Genomic DNA, 18,378 nt, shown 5'->3' with positions numbered 1-18,378 from the left:
CCGGGGCGCTGCTAGGGGAAGGGCTACGGGGGGCGGCGCCGGGCCGGGCGGGGCCACGCGCCGCTCGATCTGCTGGTGGATCAGGGTGAGCGTCTGGCGATAGAGGGCCCGCATCAGGGGCGGGTGGTGGTCCTGGGCACTGGCCCGCTCGTAGCTGGCGCGGTAGTCCAGCAGGGTGGCCAGGCTCATGCTGGCGATATCCTCGGCAATGGAGTGGGCGTTCATGGGCCTTAGCGCGGGTTGAATTTATCGTACAAGGCCTGGGTGGCCGCCTGGGTAGCCTGGTGCTCGCCTCCCGTGGGGGGCGTCTGCAACAGGGCCGGGCCGGGGGTGGCCAGCTCGGGCTGCATGCCCAGGTGGGCATTCCACCACTTGGCCATGCAGGCCGAGCCGTGCTTTTCCACCATCGAGCGGCAAAACACCTTGAGCTCCTCCTGATTGGCGAAGGTGTACTTGCTATGGTCCAGCTCGGGAAACCAGACTTTCTTGCGGGCGTTGGTGGAGCGCTCCTGGGGCAAACGGGCCGTGGCGTTGAGCATTGTGTAGAGACTATTGAGGTGATCCAGCAGGGGGTCGGTGTGGCGCACCCAGCTCAGGGCTTTGTAATTGGTCCTGTACAGAATCAGAATGCACACCTGGTCGGATTTGGGCACCTGCATGAGCTTGCCGGTGGGTAGCTCTTTGAGATTCTCATAGACGCGGATCTCATCGCTCTTCTGAAGATAGGGCGAGAGGGGATTGGTGATCTTGCGCATCAGCAGCTCGGCTTTGTTGGTGAGCTCAAAGCCCTGGCCCTTGCTATAGCCCTCGATCAACGAGACCCTATTGTGTCCGTCCTGGGTCATGTCGATCTCCCAGCGAAAGGAGCTGGCCTGGGGGTCGGATTTGAATTTAACGGGAGAAAAAGCGCGGGGTTGGGGGCGATTGGAGGCGTTTGACGCGGTCATGGCTATCGGGGTTGCGTTGTTGTGGCCGGATGAGGCCGGGGTTGGAAATTTTTTGTTCGCGTTTTTTTGGGTGGTTAACAGGTTAACCAAGGAGTAACGGGGAGTAATCAATAGAGTAACTTCTGTCACATTCGTGTCAGGACAACAGGACTCCTAACCGAATAACTGCGTCTCGGAGGCTGAAAAAAACCGGTTTTTCGACCGGGGCATAGGGGGGTTGGTCAAGCGCTAAAGGGTTCATTTTTAGCGGTATAGCGGGTGTAAATCCGGCGGCTGCTTGCAATCAGCATTAGGACTTGGGGGAGCGGTATGGTCCTTAGCGGAAGGGCGGGGGACGAGAGGCAGTAGTCATACAGAGCGGGGGCTTAAAACAGAGTTAGGAAGTCAGGGGGGCAATGATCGGGGCGATGGATTGGGTGAAACAGGTCACTACTGAATCTTGTGAATAAAAGGCTAGGCAATCAGCTGGCGTTAGGCAATTAATTGTCGTTAGGCAAGTAGCTGTCGGGGTACGCTCCTGACGCAGGCCAGGTGGCGCAGCACCAGGGCGGGCGCTGTGCCCTCCAGGATGGGCACGCTTCTGAGCTGCTCCTGGACAATCTCGTAGGTGATCAGGGCGTGGGATATCTTGACCCAGGCCTCATGCGTCAGCACCACCATGCCGTACTCGGGAGGCACCAGGCGCTCCACCACCGTCAGCAGCCTTTCGGGCACGTAGGTGGGCTGGCGGTCCAGCCAGCGAAGCATGTCCTGGTCGATCAAGCGGCGCACCGTGGAAAGCGCCTGGGGGCAGACAAAGTGGGTCTGCCAGCGCTGGGCGCTTTCCAGCACCACGGGCGGGATGGGTGAGGCCACGGGGCCGGAGGCAGCGATGTGCTGCTTGACAAAGGTCTTTAGGAGGGAGTGGAAGGTAGCCATGATTTACAGGCGACTGGTTGAGTGAAGGAATTCGATGAGCTTGTTTTGCACCAGCAGCTTGTGATAGCGGGCCAGTACGGGCAATAGGGGCGGTTGTTTGCCCGGCTCATTCCAGGCATGCACGTAGCCCAGGTAGAGCTCCGTATCGGGATCGTACTTGATCAGGCCCAGTAGCCGGGTGACCGGCTTACCAAAGCCGTCCAGCTGGGGCTCCTGGGTTTGCCTGTGCAGCTCGCAGGTGTGCTCGTCCAGGTGCAGCCAGTGCAGGGCCTGACTAGCTACCGATTGGAGATTGGGATCAACCGCCTCCACGTAGGGACAGATTGGGCTCATGGCAGGTGCTTATCTAGGGGATTCTTATAGGCACTTCTCAGGGCGGGGATCACCAGCGAGGCGATCAGCAGCCCGATGACGGTCAGGGCGATCTGGTTCATAGCGAGGGCAGGGGGATCTTGGCCAGCCATAACACTTGTTCGTAGTGATCGATCAGGGCGTTTAAGGGGACTGACAGCAGGTGAGCATCGTCCTCCTCCGAGCTTCCAATCCAGTGCTCCACGGGAGCCAGGCCGGGGCCAAAGGAGCTGAAGGGGGTCAGATACAGGGCCATCGGCTGGCCTGACTGCCAGAGCTTACGCTGGGCGTAGAGGTCGCGCAGGCGGTGCAGGATCAGCCGGGTATCCACATCGCGCGGGGCTTCGGGCCGGTTGGCGGCACTCGGCTTAGTCTGGGGGCTAGGCATGGGAGTTGAGCTTGATAAAGGTGAGCTGATCCCGCATGAGCAAATCATACAGCGTGGCGCTGGTGGCCGTGCCGGTCAGGCGCTCCCGAAGGCGCACTTTGGCGAGTTGCTGGTAGGCCCTGATCTGGGTGAGGCGGCTGCTGTTGCCGGATGGGGGAGGGGGCGTGGCATTTTGCGCGGCCCTGACTACATTTGTGCGATTCACGGTATTGAATCAGTTTATAGCCCCGGCTCTGTCTACGAAACAGGTCGGGGTTTTTTGTGAAAAATTGGGTAAGCTTATTTGCGCGCTACTTAAAAAATGAGTTCGGTCATAGACCCATTTTAAGATTGGCCTTAGCCACTTTTCTGGCTGCTTTCAAGACCGCCTTGTAGCGTCTAGCGGTGGGGCGACCCAGCAAAATGATCGCATATTCCCGAGTCACTCCTGCTAGTTTGGCCACCTTATTGAAGTCGCCATTGCGCAGGTGCTGTTTGATTTCCTTCGCCGTTTCCATTTGATTTGTTATTATTCGATAACAGTCGCAAAGATTGCGACTATATTCTTAATAGCAAATTTTCATAAGAATATTTTCTCAATGAAGGAGCGATTATTATTGCTAATACAGCACACTGGCCTGTCCATCAACCAGTTTGAGGCTACACTCGGGGCAGGCAATAGCTCTTTTAGAAAGATAATTGATAATGACAGTGGGTTAAGCACCAAGAATATAGAGAAGATATTCACAACGTTTCCAGAATATAATCTCGATTGGCTATTAACAGGTAGGGGTAGCATGCTGTTGACCACTGACTCAAAACCAGATGATTTAACCTTACCGTTGGCTAAACCAGTACGAGAGTCAGTGGTGATGGCTGATACCTCCGATAGCATTATCGTACCAATTCTAGACACGAAGGCGGCGGCAGGTTCGCCGTACATTTTAGATGAGGCAGATTATTACAAGGAGTTGCCCACCTTTGCCTTCCCAGGCTTTTTCTTTCGGTCAGGTGTTCGGGTCGGCATTCAGGTACGGGGCGATTCAATGCATCCAACCCTTAAACAGGGGGACTATGTTATAGGTCGCGAGGTAGAGGAACTAACCTATCTGCGAAATGGAGAGGTACACATCGTTGTCTTCCAAGAAGATCATCGATTACGCTTTTTTGTTAAGCGTTGCTACTACTTTTTAGAAGATGCGAGCCTAATATTGCGCTCAGATAATGATGACTACCCTGATGAATCAGTATCCGCTGACGCGATGATGAAGCTTTATCAAGTTGAGGCTTGCTACACTACCCAATTCACTCGGATTGAGTCTTTGCGGGGTAAATTTGATCGGATCGAGAAGCGGATTGACCGCATTGAGAAACAGCTTCCTCAGGATCAGCAGAGCTAAACTTTAACTTAAGGTCTGTTCATTACTGAATACCTAAAAAGTTATAGGAGAATCATAGGCTACTATACATTCTGGAATGGACTAGCATTTGAAACGCTGTCTATTCCAGAATGGAAGCAGGATTATAACTCCTTGTTCATACGAACGCCGCATGTATTATAAACACAATATAAAGGAATGCTAGAGCCACAGCAGGATATTAAGCAACAAGTAGCAAACCTAATACGCGAAGCGCGCAAGGCTAAAGGGTTAACACAAGAAGAACTAGGAGAACGTCTAGGAGTGACTAAGGCGGCTATCAATAGTTATGAGACTGGTAAACAAAATCTTACAGTAGTGACACTGCAAAAACTGTCGATTGCCTTGGGCGAATCCCTTCAAATATCGATAGGTAAATAGCTATTTTTTTGCCTCAAAAGTAAATCTATGGCTTTACTTTTGATTATCTTTACAGAGTCAAACGACAACAGAAAAGCCCCAACGCTTCTATTCTTGGCGGAGCAGAGCGAAGGGGCAGAAAGTCTCACTTAAACCATAAGTTCAAATGAACACGGCACAAAATTACGCCCAATCTACGGGCGGTGCAACTTCTGTTGAGCCTACTGCTCAAACCCTACAGCAACAGTTAGAGACCCTGCAAAACGTGGTGCTCACGCTGGATAATCCCACTTTTAGAGCGAAGTACAGGTATGTAGCTACGGTTAATGAGCATAAGTTGAGTCAGGCACTGGCCAAAGTGATCGGGGAACTTGACCCGCTACTTGTAGAGGCACTGGCTTAGACAGAGTGATCTGATACTTTTACAGCGAACCGGCTTGTCTGACGATGGGCCGGTTCTTTACGTTTGAGTATAATACCGCTCAGTCAAGTTAGTTTGTAAGAAGAATAGATATTTGGATACTTGTCTACGCGAAGAGAGACCACCTCTAATCAGCAGACTCTTAACAACAGCATACTAATTATTGAACTGTTACACCCTAGTGACCTTATGCATATCACTAAATCGAGCGTCAATGCCTAAGCGAAGATCGTACATCCAATGGGATAAAGAGCGTTTCGACCTAATGCTATCACAAAACTGTATGGACAACAGAAGCATATAGGCTTGCAGTTTTAACCTTTTAGAAAAGTGTGGCAGGGAGGCATGAACGATGATATCACACCAGATGTAAACATCGGGAAAACAATGCCTCGAACTCAAAGTAGAATTAAAAGCAGGAGTTGAAATAATGATGAGTAACTAGACCACTCTATTTTACTTACCAGAATTATTTACCAGTCACGAAGCCATAAGAGGGGTAATTCTCGTTTATATAAATATAGATTCAATGCCAATACCAGACTTTGACCACAATGACGTATTGCCACCCCACTTGGGCGACCCACGCCAAAGCTCGGATTTATCACCATACCCTTGTACAACATTAGAGTTTTGTCAAAAATTTTCTACATCTCCCAAAAGGGTGGATATCTTGAAAAAGTTTATTGAATTTAGGCAAAATTTAAATAAATTAGGTGTGATTGATGGGTTTCAATGGTTGGATGGAAGCTTTTTAGAAAATATTGAGGTTTCCGAGAAGAGGGACCCTAATGATCTAGATCTCGTCACTTTTTTTGGTGGAATTGATAATACCGGACAAGCAATTATCATGACAGCCTTTCCTGAGTTTGGTAATCCAGTTTTATCGAAGAAAAATTTTTATTTAGATCACTACCCAGTAGATTATTGTTACGACCCGAATGTGACAGTAGCTTTAACGGCATACTGGCTTCAACTATTTAATCATAATAGACAGGGGGTATGGAAAGGTATGATTCGATTGGAATTGAATACCCCAAAAGAAGACAAGGATGCATTGGATTATTTGAACTCTATTTGATATGAGTCTTTACAACAAAAAACAGAACTTGAAAACTCAAATAGTCGCTACTAAGGCATTATTAGAGAAAGTCAATGGCCACCCACTGATGTCAATAGGGTTAAATGCAAAATTGAGTGAGATTCAAGAAGAACTAAACTCCCTACCAGAAGAAAACTCCGAGCCAAAAGTACAACTCCTTTTCAGTGGTGATGCAGTTTCAGGGTCAGAAGGTATCAAATCAATCTTCGTTAGCAAAGCTATACCTCCTTTCCAAGAACTCGTTAAGTCAAGTCTATCTAAAATTAAAGGAAAGAGAGCAAGAAAAGGAGAAAGAGCGTTAAGATTAAAAAGTTCAGAATTATTTATAACTGCGTTACCTAGAGGTTCATTCGGTATAGAATTAAGTCAATTAGAGCCAAGTGAGGCAGTTGACGGTATAGATATTTCAGATGCAATTAAAAATGTAATCACTTTGATATCTAATGCCACGAGTGATGATAATTTTAAATTGAATCGTGAAACTGTGACTAAAATTGAATTAGTAAATTTGAAAAGGTTTCTTAAGGAAATAGCAGAAGAGAACTCTATACTGAAAATGAATAGTGGAGACTTTTCTTTCGAGATATCAAAAGAAAAAATTGTTGATGCGTATCAACGAGTATCAGCCACAATAGATAAAGAGAGTGTAATTAAGTTAGATGGAATCTTTAGAGGCATCTTACTTGAATCTAGAAAATTTGAATTTTTACGTATTGATAATGGAAAAAGGATATCAGGATCGATCAGTAAAGAGATAAATAATAGTGACTTGACGGAGTACAAATCCTTTATTGATTCGCATTGCGAATTCCATTTGAAAACTTACGAAGTAGTTTATCAAACAGGTGGTGAAAGAACAGAATATGAATTACTTGGTATAAAACAAAAATAAACATACATTTTCTCTAAAAATCTCTTACCATTTGATTGACTTCTTACAACGAATCATACTGTATTTTAAAAAGATATTAAATGATACAGGTAAAATGGTAGATGCGATTTACAAATGGTTAACTACAACTGGCTTTGGTGCTGTAGTCATAGTTCTAATAACTTACTATTTGAATTCAAGGGTAAAAGCGAAAGAGCTCAAATTATCAAGTTATTATAAGGATAGAATAGAGGCTGTCAAAACTCTATATTCACTTTTGGTAAGTTTAAACTATGCCAATACTAACTTATTTGATGCTGATATAACAGGTTGGGGGCATAGAAGATATAGGACAGCTTTAGTAAATTGGCTGAATGCATTTAATGAGGTACAGATTTATTACAACAAAAATAGGATTCTTCTATTAGAGAAAAATGAACTAAGTGATAAAGTAAGAAAAAACTTAAATTTACTTGTACCACTTAAAAGTGCAATTCATAGCGAATATAAAGACATTGAGTTATTTGAGGATTCTATAGGAGGCGATTTTCAGTCTTATTATAATGAACCAGAGGTTGAAGAGCAGGCAATAGCAAAACTACATGCAGCGTTAAGTAATAACACCGATATAGCTTATATAATAAATTCGTTTGAAGTAATAAAAAACGACTTAGAAAGATACTTTAAGCAATTGATTTCATAACTATCAATCTTAAATATATGGAATTTTTATAATGATACTCTAATGGATTCACACGTTCTATGTACACCTTCATTAAGATAAATAGACTTAAAAGGGTTATTAATAATTGTAGGATTGTAGTTTAATTCCGATATTCTGTTAGAATCAATGAGATAAATAAAATACTGAACACCCAGCATCTCAGCTATCTCTATTTCATTTCTTGACCAATAAAATTCTGGTTGTTGAGAAAATGATTTCACTTCAATAAATCTATCAATATAAACGGATTCTTTACTGTCAAATGATTCTATATCATAACCAGCATTAACATAATCTTCAGAGATACGCTTAACTAAATCTAAGGAATGATGAACCTTTAATCTACGCTTTTCATAGTTCAAAACGAATACCTCTGCATCAATACCGTTTTTAGCCCTACTGAGCAAAGATTTTTGTAATTCCTCTGAAGTTAATTTCCTTTTCGCTAGGTGTTCTGAAGAAATTTTATCAATTATATTCTTTTTGAAGAAATTTGTATATAAACCATTTATTAAAAAACGATTTTGATTTATGCTAATATCTCTATTGTAAAATTCTAACTCTAAAAATAAATTTCTAATAATTGTGAATTTAGTTGATACAAGACTATCTTTTATAAAATATACTTTAGAATCAGTATCGAACTTTATTGCATTTGGAGGGAAAATATAATTAGTTACACCTTCCTTAATAAGCGAATTTAAAATGCGAATGTTAAACGAAAAAACGTCTATCTCGTGTGATTCAGCTTTGAATATATAATGAGCCTCAAGACTCGCGTCAAGGGTTATATTATTCCTATCTAATGAAACATACCCAACGAATGACAGTAAAGATATTATGCCATCGAAAGACCTTGAGATAGAGTAGTTATTTGATATACAATGTAACTTCAGATCGTCTATCTTCAGACCAGCAGACCTTGATTTTAACTCATATAAGATAAATTCAATATCGCTTCTAGAGCCTAAGCGGTTATATTTTAGAAGTTCTTCTAACATAACTCCTGATCATTGCTTTTAGGTCATTATCAAAATCAAAATCAAAATCTGAGTTTTGAACTATAAGAGGTATTTCTTGACTCTCCAAAAGTTCATTCATACGTTCTTCTTTTACCCTTAAACGCTGATCAATTACCTCATCAATAGTATCTTTTGACAAAATGTAGTAATATGAAGTAATCACCTCAGGCAGAAGTCCGACCCTATGAATACGATCTTTAGATTGAATGTAATTAGCGGCATTGAATGTTCGTTCAAAATATATAGCATTATGACATGCTTTATGTAGAGATATAGACTCAGAAACAGCAAAGGGATTTGCTATAATTACATTGAAATCTGAATCTTCTTTATGGAAATCTCTAATGATACTCTCTCTCGTCTCAGCGATATTGTTACCGTTATTTTCAACAGGCGTTTCTCCGATTAGCAATTTAGAATTTATACCGTTCTGAAAAAGGTATTCTTGTAGACCTTTAATATTTTGAATGAATGTTCCCCAGATAATGACTTTTTCATTTTTCGTGATTAATGAATGAACCAAGTCTTTTACCTTTTCAAACTTTTTTGGAATAGGTTCTAAGTTACGGTAATTCAATATCTTTTTAATGACTTCTGAATCATCTATGTATAAATCATTTGTCAACCCTTGTTCTAAGAAATAATTGTCCAAAGGTTGTTTTAATAGATTAGGGTTAGTAGCAGCTTGCATCAATCTGATTAATCTAGCTTTGGTTAGCTCAGATGTAAGTGCTGTAGCAATTTCGCTGTCAGAAAAATAGCTTAAATATTTACCCTCAATAAATTCATAAATCTCCCTCTGCACATGACCCATCTCAACTAAAAGTGGAGTTTTGTTTACAGCAGGTGGTAAGTTAAGATCTCTTTTTCTAATTCTTATGAAATACGGCGCTATGTCATCAATTAATTTATCTACCCTTATATCAAAAGGGTTTGAAGACATTTCTTTCAACTGGGCTGTATTAAAGTTGATAATATTTTTATTTGGCCAAATGAAATCAAAAATATTGAACATATCCTCATACCCATTAGGTGCTGGTGTACCAGTTAACACAACCCTAGCTTTGCAATATTTTGATAGGCTCAATATAGATTGAGCCCATAGACCACCTTCAGTATTCTTTATTTTATGTGCCTCATCTAAAACAACCATGACTCTATTTCCCTTTCTTTGAAGGAAATACTTTAAATTATCTAAGTTAGACGGCACACTTTGATATGACATCAAAGTTAATTCTGGCGTTTCGGAAATAGGGGCACTCGACAATAAATGTCTTTCGCGTTCTGCCTTATCTATACCCCCAGATAATCTTATAGAATTACATTTCCTACCAAAGCATTCTTCATATTCATTTTCCCAAGGGCCAAAAGAGCTAAGGGGACCAATAATCAAAAGTTTATTTACAAATTTATTATTGTCTTCTGGTAAACTATTTAAATGAGAATAAGCGCCGTATACAACGGATGTCTTTCCTGCTCCTGGAACGGAAAAGTTACAAGCATTTTGAGAGAAAGCTAGATGGAATGCAGCTAACAATTGTTTGTCATACAGACGTCTGTTTAAAAGTCTTAATTCTACAGATTTTTTAAATAAATCGAAATCATGCAAGTCTACAATATTATTCCAAATACCTTTTGCCTTCTCACTAAAGATGTTAAAACTATTTTTGGACTCATAGAAAATTGATAGTATACTGACTATGTTTTCTGAATCTGTATATTTAATAGAATACTTTTGTAATGCATCTTGTATCTTGTTAAGAATTATCTCTTTTTCCAACTCCTGAAAAGGAATCGAGAAATCGCCTTTTGTATTGATTTCAGCGTTCAAAAAACTTTTGAAATAACTTTTCGCTCGATAATTCTTTAAGATGAGATTATCTACATCTATTAACAGAAAGGCCTGCTTATTTTCATCTATATCAATCAATACGCTGTTCATCTTATTTATTTGAAGACTTAATCATTTGTTTATACTCCCAAGTCATTTTGTTCAGTTCTGCTAATAAGGTTGATACGTTCTCATCTTTTAGAAATGCACTTCCCGAAGTATCGATTGCGTCTAACGCATTTATTGCTTTCTTTAACAATTCTACCGGCTCGTTGTTTTGATTTTTATTTTCTAAGCTGCTCTTAGAAAGCCCTAAATTTTTCTTTAATATAGATGAGGTTTTGATAGACCAAGTTTCATCCCTGTTCTTCAATATACCATCTAATTTCATATCTGGATTATCTTCCCTTTGTTTTGAGACTGACCAATCTCCATCTGTGAAAATCTCTCTTATAGGATCGATTTTTTTAAAATGTTCATCCCTAAATGATTCCCAGATTTTTTGATCACAGAAAAAACTGCCTTTTTTGCTTGTCTGCCCAATGAATCTATAATCTTTGGAATCACCACTCCCTAACACTCCGCTTTCGCCATTATCTTTTGTTCTATTATAAGTTGTTCTTATGTAGTCAAAATAAATCAACTTTAAATCATTTAAATCAGAATCCGTATATCGCCATTGGGGAATCTTTGACTTTTCGGTCTTGTATCTATTCAAATAATTGTTGAGATCTACAAATATACCTTCAGTTTTATCTAATCTTGTGTATATACCACTGCTATCAATAGAATCTAGATATTCGTCCATTAATTTCATGATGGATACATATTCATTTATTTTCGGCACTGGTTCTGCCATCATTCTTGCAATCTCTTCAGAAGAAAAATGGCTTAATAAAGATTGACATTTCAAGTATTTTTCTATTGCATTATAATCGACTTTAGCATCTTCCCCCATCTGGTATGTGGTTTCAAGACGCATTATTTCAGCAGGATTCTCATCTAAAAAGACATCAAGAAGCACTGCTTTAAAATATATAGGATTGCTCTTATTCTCTTTTCCTATTTCTTTTAATAGCATTGCTCTTCGATTGCCATCTATTATTACCCCATCTTTAGTAACTATACCGTATTTTAATTGTCCTTTTTTATCTATTAAATCTCTTTTAGTACTTCTATTTGACTCTACATTTGAATTCTTCAGGAAGCCCTCTATGATTTTTATATCTTCTTCCTTCGTTGGGTCAAGATTTCTTCCCTCTTGTTTTTCGAAAGATGATACATAACTAGCGATTCTGCCATTATACTGATTATAAACTAAATAGTTTAAATCAATATCATATACATCAAGTTTTTTTATGCTGTCTTTGTACCATAATTCCATTGTATAATTCGAAGGCTTTTTCGACAAGTCTTCAAAGTATCTCACTCTTAAATCTCTTTCCATGATCAAATGTTGGCTAATGTACTTACCTTATTTATGGCATAAAGTGCTAATACCTGTTTCTTAGGTATGCTCATTTTCTTCTTAAAAATTTCAAGGTCTTCCTGTTTAAATATTGGATTTTCGAATTCAATTTCATTTATTAATATTGCGATCTTTTCTATTATTTCAGCAGGACCAAGGAATTGGTTAGATTCATCTTTTTGCTCATGAAGTTCCTGAAGGATATTTCCAGGAGCTATCTTTTCTGAGAATCCGTTATTTATTACCTCTACAAATCTTCGCCCTCCTTCAAATCGATTGATTACTTGTTCAAGATTTTTGTAAAAACCGTCTGGATAATTATATGTTGGGAATCCTTTGCCATTACCATACTGTACTGACGTGAGCCATTTTCCCGCAAACTTTTCATTCTTCTCTATATCATAATTAGAGAGCGTTACAGTTATATTTCCGTCTTTGAACGGATGTCTCCTAAATCTAGATCCTTTTATCTTTTTAGGCGTTGTTTCAAAACTTCTCTTCTTGTATGTGTTTAGATTCGATATACCTTCAATATTAGGTCCTTCACAAGAGAACTGGTTTTCTATTTGCTCTAGCCCTAATGCTTCACGAGTCTCTTTTGCAAACGCCCTACTTACAGCTGGACAGACAGCGTTTCCAACAAGCCTCCATTTTGTACCTTCGAGGCCTTTGAACTGATATGTGATTGGAAAACCCATTATCGTCGCTGCTTCTCTTAACGTAGCTGTTCTATATTCACCGTTACCAATTCTATCGTACTCTGACTTGTATATTATAGATTCCCTAGAGGTACCTATCTTAGTTGCTGTTATTGTTCTACTTGGTTTATTCTCATTTTCTGGAAATGACATTACACCCATATATGGATGATTCATTTTCAAAAATTTTGAATTCTCCCATTCTACTTTATACAAGCCAGTATCATAAAAATGGTCTGTCAGCAATTCTTGTTTAATTTGTATCGTACTATATAAAGGGTCTTCTACTATATCACCTTTTACATATTCATTAGGCTTTGGAAGCTTAGCTTTAATATCTTTTAATGTTTTACAACTTGGTAAAGAATCTATCTGCTTAATATTCTCAAATAGTGTTCCGCTATCTGTGGTTTCTCCTAATTTGAATAACTTTCTTGGTCGAGGAAGCTTGCCAAGAGCGAATATTTCACCAGTTATCAATCTCTTTCTTGATTGCGGACTACCGTATTCCGCTGAATTTATAGTGATAGTATTGCCAATTATTTTTATTGCCACACTTTTTGGATCTAGGTCCCTCGTTTTAGCCCATTCAACAAGTCCTAAGCTCTCGAATGTATAGTTATAGGGTATGTACTGTGCTGATTTTGTTACGTTCTCCATGAACCAAGCTTTTAATTTTGATTCATGACTGTATTTTTTCACTACAACGATTTTTAGAAAAATCTCGATCAATCTGATGCCTAAAGCTTTATCTGCCTTGCCAGATTTGTTGGAACTTGAAAAGCTTACACAGGGTGGACTGCCTATTATTACTTCTGAATCTGGAAGTGCTTCTATATCAGCTATTGATAGTTCAAAGTCTAATATGTTCTTTGTTACACAACTTAAATTGTAATTATGATTGAATGTTTCGATGGCTGGGCTCCAATTATCAATTCCCATTATTATTTCAAATCCTTGTTGTCTGAAGCCTTCAGAGAAGCCACCTCCTCCGCAAAAAAAATCTATTACTTTAGGTCTTTCCATTTCCCTTTATCTTGACTTTATTAATAAGTCACTTATTTTACTCACTAAAACTTGAAGTCCTTGCTTTATTTGGCACTCCCAAATTACTAGGACAATCCATCCACTCTCAACAAGTAGTTGTGACTTTTTTTTATCTCTTTCCTGATTTGCACTGAATTTATTTTGCCAAAACTCAGCATTTGTCTTAGGCATGGATAAATCACAATATGGACAGCGATGCCAGTAGCAACCATTTACAAATATTGCAACTTTCTCCTTCATAAAGCTTATGTCTGGCTTACCGGGAAGTTCTTTTTTATGTAACCTATAGCCTTTCAGGTTATTGTCCCATAGCGCCTTTCTCAACAGTAGCTCTGGTTTCGTGTCTTTTGCTTTATTTGCACTCATCACTTTAGATACCTTTTCATCTTTAGGTACCGGTGATCTACTGTCTCTTTTATATTTGGTAATTTCCATAGTTCAAGCTGTCAAAGGGCTTTTATATGAACTTTCGATTTAATAGTATCACTATTGCATTGCAATATATTACCTTTTGTTTATTTAGCTCAATATTATTCTCATCTTACTGGCTGATCGTAGTGTAACTAGATTCATATGTTTAAGTACTGCTTTCGTTATTTGATAAGCTTATACAGGTGAAACGGTGCAACAAGTAGTATTCCAGAAAATTTCTTTATTGTCCCATTGCTGCCCGCGTCACCTCTGACGGCAAGCTCCCGGAGTGGTTGGTAAATCTACTTCAACTTGAATTGGTTGTCTCTTACGAGGCGTGTTAACTGGTCGCTTGCTGCCCACTTTGAGTAGTTCTTGGCAGGGTATGGTACTCTATAACGTATTAAGAACGACCGTTCTTACTATGTTATGAACTAACGATTACCATTATCTTCGCCCGTGGAACACCCCTTCGCTTGCGATCCACTCAAAAATAGCCTAGATAAGGATAGGTGTTCACCTCCACTTCCCCCTTCCGTCTTATTCGTTGTTGACTAATGAAGTACGTTCCCTACTACCGGGTCTCCACCGCCGCCCAGGGCAAGTCCGGCCTGGGCCTGTCCGCTCAGCGCGAGATCGTCCATCGCTTCGTCAAACCTCACGATGAGCTGCTCCCTGAGTTCGTCGAGATCGAGTCAGGCAAGCGCGCTGACCGACCCCAGCTGGAGAAGGCCATCGCCCTGGCTAAACAGCAGGGGGCGCGCCTGTTGATCGCCAAGCTCGACCGGCTCAGCCGCAACGTGCACTTTATCTTCTCCTTGCGCAATTTGGAAGTCGACTTCGTAGCCTGCGATATTCCCGATGCCAACACCTTGACGGTTGGGATTATGGCCGTGTTAGCTCAACACGAACGGGAATTAATCGGGGAGCGTACCCGCGTAGCGCTGGCAGCCAAGAAAGCTCAGGGGTTCAAGTTGGGTGCGCCTAATCTAACACCAGCTATAAGCCAACTAGGGCGGCAGATTCATCAGCAGAATGCCCGCTCCCACCCGGCCAACTTACAGGCGGCTGAATTAATCAGGCTGTATCGGAATGAAGGGTTAACTTATGAAGCCATTGCTCGCCGACTGAATGGTATGGGTTTTAGAACTAGACGGGGCAACGAGTTTAAACCCATGAGCGTGCAACGACTGAATTTCATAAACCGAAGCAGGTAATAACAGAAATACCCTGAAACATTTCCAACTGATGGCTTAAAACAGTTACAAGTCCAAACAATCGGGCCACCCGGTTTAGTGTGCCTTCATGCTTAGTTCCTGCAATTCATCAGCGATCGGGGCCTAGAACGCCAGCCCGGTACCATATCGATATTAACTCCGAGTGTATACCCGTCGAATATCGTCAAGCAACTAAGTTTGTTTCAACTGCTTTGCACTAGCCGGGTGATTGTGCCACTAATCGTATCCACTGTTGCTGATAATCAGCAGGTGCCTGTTTTTCAGCCGCGCCGGACTGTGGTTAACCGTTTAAGGTGTCCCGCTAGGAATAGGGAGATTTATTAGATCCGGTAGTGCGGTTAAATACACGCCTCGCTTCATGGGTTCGCCCAAATTGTGCCTAAAAACTGTCTTCAATCAAATATAACAGGTCCACGACCTGACTTTTCTGAGGATTGGTCAGATCGTTCCGTTTAGCCAGTTTTAGATGTTTATTGGAACGAGTGTGCGTAGGGTAGATACGTTGCTAATGCAAAGAGCGGCCTGATAGCTTAGATGCCGTTTTGGGACGCGAACTTAATTAGTTCTGCCACCTTAGTAATATTTAATTTAAAATATATATTGCTCCGATGCTTCCTGACTGTCTGAGCACTCAAGTACAGTTTATCTGCTATCTGTTCGCTACTTAGTCCTTCACGAACGAGCCGTATGATTTCAATTTCTCGAAAAGTAAGCCGTTGTTGTTTTGCAAAATCGTCACTAAAAGAGCCATCTTGGACTTTTAATTCACCCAGATCGAAGCAAGTTCCTCCCGCTAGTACGGTTCGGATAGCCTGCATCAATGTCTCCGTAGTAGAATCCTTTAATAAATATCCCTGCATACCAGCCTGTCTTGCGTCGCTTAAAAGTCTAGGCTCATTATACATGGTAAGCAATATTATAGACAGGTCAGGATAAGCGGTTAATACATGGCGACCCAAGTCAATACTGTTCGATCCCTGTAGATTAACGTCTAGCAAAATCAGTTTTGGTCTCAGTCGTTGAACAGCAGGTAGTACGTCAGAAGCCGCAAACACCTGGCCACACACTTCCATATCAGACTGGTTATTGATCAATGTCTTCAATCCATCGTTGAAAACTGGATGATCATCAATTAATAAAAGGCGGGTTGGTTTGGCGGATTGCATCAGACTTAATCGTATATGGAACTTCGAGGAGAACTAGCGTACCCGCTTCACTGACCTCGCGCCAGATCCGTGCTCCGATATAGCTGGCTCGTAAGTTACTACTTTCTAGGCCAGTACCGATTTGAGCAGTTGTAGTTTTTGTTGCTCTAATCCCCAACCCGTTGTCATCAACAGAAATGGTAAGGTGGTCGTCAAAATAGAGCAGTTGCACAGCTGCATGGCTGGCGTGAGCATGCTTGTGAATATTCTGTACTAGTTCAGAAACTATGCGATACAAATTCAATTCCGTACTGAGCGGTAGCCGACGTTCTGTCCCCACCACTATAAACGAAAAGAGAGGAGTATGAGCAGGCTGTTTTTTCACCAGTTGTTCAAGCGAGTAACATAGACCAAACCGGTCAAATTCGGGCGGCATGAGGTTATAAGCAATATGCCGCAGGTCCTGCGTACTCTTCTGAACCAGTGCATCTAATTGATCGAGTTTATCGGAGACTGGTGAATTCTGCAACTGCCGACTTATATCAGCGACCCAGCGGCGAACCGTAGCCAATGTCCCGCCTAAATCATCGTGCAAATCACTAGCAATGCGTCCACGTTCAGCCTCTTGGGTCTGAATAATCGCTTCGGTCCGTTCTTGCTTAAGCTGACCCACTGCCAGTAAAGCTTCCCGCTGCCCTTGAATCAAGCTAATTCCAAGTCCGACCCCCAGCACTATCAACTGCCAGAATGGTATAGTGTATGCAGTTTGATAAAACAGCCAGTGCCGAGGCAGTCCGAACAATATAGTAAGCGAGAACCAGACCAACACTGCCAAAAGTGGTAGCTGGCTGATACTAATAAGCCATGCCCCTGCCCATCCGCGCACCCAACACCAGCCACCCATGCCTAGTACGAAGAATTCTGTAATCAACCCCCAACTTGAAAGTAGCGACGAATTACGGTAGCTGAAAGGAGTAATTAAGAAGTAAAGCGCGAGCAGGATAGAAACACCTGCAAACCCACGAAGCGCCCATATAACTCGGAAGGGCAGAAAAAGGGTCAATTGCAGAAATGTAACAAGGAATTGTATTTGAGCGAATGCCGCCAGACTGAGCATAACTAGGTGGGTGTTCTCGTCCAACCAAGCTATCCGACGTACATATTGCCCCCATATACCCTCTAAACTCACTACCGCAATGCCGTAAGTAAGCGCATAAAGCGCGTAATAAAACAACACCCACTGCCGGGTTATAGTAAAGATCAAAAAACTGATTAAGCAGGCAATTAATAAAATACCTAAACCCATGAACATGCCCAGATCGATGGCGAAACCCATCGAATAGAACTGCTCCTGGGTCATCAATTTAATAGGCAGCAGTAACACGCTGTGATGGCGCACGAAGCGACCATATAGCGTTAACGTCTGACCAGGAGCTATGTCGACTGGAAACGCAAAAACCCGGCTGGCAATAGGACGACTTGCTAATGTCGTGTGGCGGCTTAGATGATCCCATCGGCTCAGCACGTTATTCTCTTCCAACACGTAGAACGATAAGTCATCAATGTGGGCAAAGTCAACTCCAAATACCAATGACTTAGGTTTACTACTGATGTTGGTAAGGCAACATTTGATCCAGTGTTGCCGGGGATCATAGCCAACATTCAGAATGTCTCCTGTAACAGATGCGAAAGCCATGCGTTTGATGGCTTGTAGAGAGGTATCAGTCGAATTGACGCTACAAAGAAAACCCTGTAATGTCGATTCCCGGAATGAATCACGTATAGGGAACGAAGGACAAGCGTCTTGTCCAAACGCCCGAATACTGCTAAGCCATATTACAAACAACAATGAAGTCCGAAGATCCATATTTGGGATTTTCTTAGAATACGAATAATAGATTCAGTTCTATAAAAAATACATCTTTTGATGTATTGACTAAACTCATGACATTAATTTGATTTGTAGCTGTTAAGAATCGTATTATTCTCGGCAAAATAATTAATGCGATGTATGGCAATTTATGCATCTGCATGATAAA

21 protein-coding genes are annotated in these 18,378 nt (G+C 41.6%); 7 read left to right on the top strand and 14 right to left on the bottom strand.

The window, feature by feature from the left end; translation table 11 throughout:
- The 7 genes from J2I46_RS31445 to J2I46_RS31415 all read right to left on the bottom strand — a co-directional run.
- Positions 1 to 225 (bottom strand): hypothetical protein (locus tag J2I46_RS31445; protein WP_207333082.1); only part of this gene is annotated, 225 nt, incomplete at its 3' end.
- Between the two features lie 5 nt (positions 226 to 230).
- Positions 231 to 1,076 carry a hypothetical protein gene (locus J2I46_RS31440; RefSeq protein ID WP_207333081.1) on the bottom strand — a complete coding sequence of 282 codons (846 nt, stop codon included), beginning with the start codon at positions 1,074 to 1,076 and terminating at the stop codon, positions 231 to 233.
- Positions 1,077 to 1,436: 360 nt separating this feature from the next.
- Positions 1,437 to 1,865, bottom strand: a complete 429-nt coding sequence (locus J2I46_RS31435; RefSeq protein ID WP_207333080.1) for a hypothetical protein — start codon at positions 1,863 to 1,865, stop codon at positions 1,437 to 1,439.
- A gap of 3 nt (positions 1,866 to 1,868) precedes the next feature.
- Positions 1,869 to 2,198 carry a hypothetical protein gene (locus tag J2I46_RS31430; protein ID WP_207333079.1) on the bottom strand — a complete coding sequence of 110 codons (330 nt, stop codon included), beginning with the start codon at positions 2,196 to 2,198 and terminating at the stop codon, positions 1,869 to 1,871.
- A 97-nt stretch (positions 2,199 to 2,295) separates the two neighbouring features.
- A complete protein-coding gene (locus J2I46_RS31425; protein WP_207333078.1) occupies positions 2,296 to 2,604 on the bottom strand; it encodes a hypothetical protein in 309 nt (102 codons plus the stop codon).
- On the bottom strand, positions 2,597 to 2,809 hold the full coding sequence (locus J2I46_RS31420; RefSeq protein ID WP_207333077.1) for a hypothetical protein: 213 nt from the start codon (positions 2,807 to 2,809) through the stop codon (positions 2,597 to 2,599). Before J2I46_RS31420 ends, J2I46_RS31425 begins: the two co-directional genes overlap by 8 nt.
- A 106-nt stretch (positions 2,810 to 2,915) precedes the next feature.
- The gene (locus J2I46_RS31415) at positions 2,916 to 3,101 is read right to left on the bottom strand and encodes a hypothetical protein (RefSeq protein WP_207333076.1); all 186 of its coding nucleotides are present in this window, start codon (positions 3,099 to 3,101) and stop codon (positions 2,916 to 2,918) included.
- Between the two features lie 81 nt (positions 3,102 to 3,182).
- Here J2I46_RS31415 and J2I46_RS31410 point away from each other — a divergent pair, with 81 nt between their 5' ends.
- From J2I46_RS31410 to J2I46_RS31385, 6 genes are all read left to right on the top strand, one after another.
- A complete protein-coding gene (locus J2I46_RS31410; protein WP_207333075.1) occupies positions 3,183 to 3,983 on the top strand; it encodes a S24 family peptidase in 801 nt (266 codons plus the stop codon).
- 177 nt (positions 3,984 to 4,160) lie between these two features.
- Positions 4,161 to 4,382, top strand: a complete 222-nt coding sequence (locus J2I46_RS31405; protein WP_207333074.1) for a helix-turn-helix transcriptional regulator — start codon at positions 4,161 to 4,163, stop codon at positions 4,380 to 4,382.
- Positions 4,383 to 4,527: 145 nt separating this feature from the next.
- Positions 4,528 to 4,764 (top strand): hypothetical protein, encoded by a 237-nt coding sequence (locus J2I46_RS31400; protein ID WP_207333073.1) that lies wholly within the window; start codon positions 4,528 to 4,530, stop codon positions 4,762 to 4,764.
- Between the two features lie 547 nt (positions 4,765 to 5,311).
- Entirely contained in the window at positions 5,312 to 5,863 is a 552-nt protein-coding gene (locus J2I46_RS31395; RefSeq protein WP_207333072.1) for a DUF6932 family protein, read from the top strand.
- A 1-nt stretch (position 5,864) separates the two neighbouring features.
- Positions 5,865 to 6,776: a hypothetical protein gene (locus J2I46_RS31390; RefSeq protein WP_207333071.1), complete on the top strand. Its 912-nt coding sequence runs from the start codon at positions 5,865 to 5,867 to the stop codon at positions 6,774 to 6,776.
- A 31-nt stretch (positions 6,777 to 6,807) separates the two neighbouring features.
- Positions 6,808 to 7,458 carry a hypothetical protein gene (locus tag J2I46_RS31385; RefSeq protein WP_207333070.1) on the top strand — a complete coding sequence of 217 codons (651 nt, stop codon included), beginning with the start codon at positions 6,808 to 6,810 and terminating at the stop codon, positions 7,456 to 7,458.
- 26 nt (positions 7,459 to 7,484) lie between these two features.
- Here the strand turns inward: J2I46_RS31385 and J2I46_RS31380 are convergent, their stop codons facing one another.
- The 5 genes from J2I46_RS31380 to J2I46_RS31360 are packed head-to-tail and all read right to left on the bottom strand — an operon-like array spanning position 7,485 to position 13,980.
- Entirely contained in the window at positions 7,485 to 8,480 is a 996-nt protein-coding gene (locus tag J2I46_RS31380; protein ID WP_207333069.1) for a protein NO VEIN domain-containing protein, read from the bottom strand.
- On the bottom strand, positions 8,455 to 10,443 hold the full coding sequence (locus J2I46_RS31375; protein WP_207333068.1) for a DEAD/DEAH box helicase: 1,989 nt from the start codon (positions 10,441 to 10,443) through the stop codon (positions 8,455 to 8,457). The genes J2I46_RS31380 and J2I46_RS31375 overlap by 26 nt, the downstream gene beginning before the upstream one ends.
- Before the next feature lies 1 nt (position 10,444).
- Entirely contained in the window at positions 10,445 to 11,779 is a 1,335-nt protein-coding gene (locus J2I46_RS31370) for a hypothetical protein (protein WP_207333067.1), read from the bottom strand.
- Positions 11,780 to 11,781: 2 nt separating this feature from the next.
- Positions 11,782 to 13,524 (bottom strand): DNA cytosine methyltransferase, encoded by a 1,743-nt coding sequence (locus J2I46_RS31365; RefSeq protein ID WP_207333066.1) that lies wholly within the window; start codon positions 13,522 to 13,524, stop codon positions 11,782 to 11,784.
- 6 nt (positions 13,525 to 13,530) lie between these two features.
- Positions 13,531 to 13,980: a very short patch repair endonuclease gene (locus tag J2I46_RS31360; protein WP_207333065.1), complete on the bottom strand. Its 450-nt coding sequence runs from the start codon at positions 13,978 to 13,980 to the stop codon at positions 13,531 to 13,533.
- 533 nt (positions 13,981 to 14,513) lie between these two features.
- Between J2I46_RS31360 and J2I46_RS31355 the strand changes: the two genes are divergently transcribed.
- Positions 14,514 to 15,173 carry a recombinase family protein gene (locus tag J2I46_RS31355; protein ID WP_207333064.1) on the top strand — a complete coding sequence of 220 codons (660 nt, stop codon included), beginning with the start codon at positions 14,514 to 14,516 and terminating at the stop codon, positions 15,171 to 15,173.
- A 551-nt stretch (positions 15,174 to 15,724) separates the two neighbouring features.
- On the opposite strand, the gene J2I46_RS31350 is transcribed toward J2I46_RS31355, so the two are convergent.
- Both J2I46_RS31350 and J2I46_RS31345 read right to left on the bottom strand, forming a co-directional pair.
- A complete protein-coding gene (locus J2I46_RS31350) occupies positions 15,725 to 16,360 on the bottom strand; it encodes a response regulator (RefSeq protein ID WP_207333063.1) in 636 nt (211 codons plus the stop codon).
- Entirely contained in the window at positions 16,323 to 18,206 is a 1,884-nt protein-coding gene (locus tag J2I46_RS31345) for a sensor histidine kinase (protein WP_262898076.1), read from the bottom strand. The genes J2I46_RS31350 and J2I46_RS31345 overlap by 38 nt, the downstream gene beginning before the upstream one ends.
- Between the last annotated feature and the right edge of the window lie 172 nt (positions 18,207 to 18,378).

It is taken from the genome of Fibrella forsythiae, from assembly GCF_017353175.1.
Taxonomy (GTDB): Bacteria; Bacteroidota; Bacteroidia; order Cytophagales; family Spirosomataceae; genus Fibrella; species Fibrella forsythiae.
The sequence above is the reverse complement of the archived record's forward strand: the minus strand, read 5'-3'. Positions and strand labels throughout refer to the sequence as shown.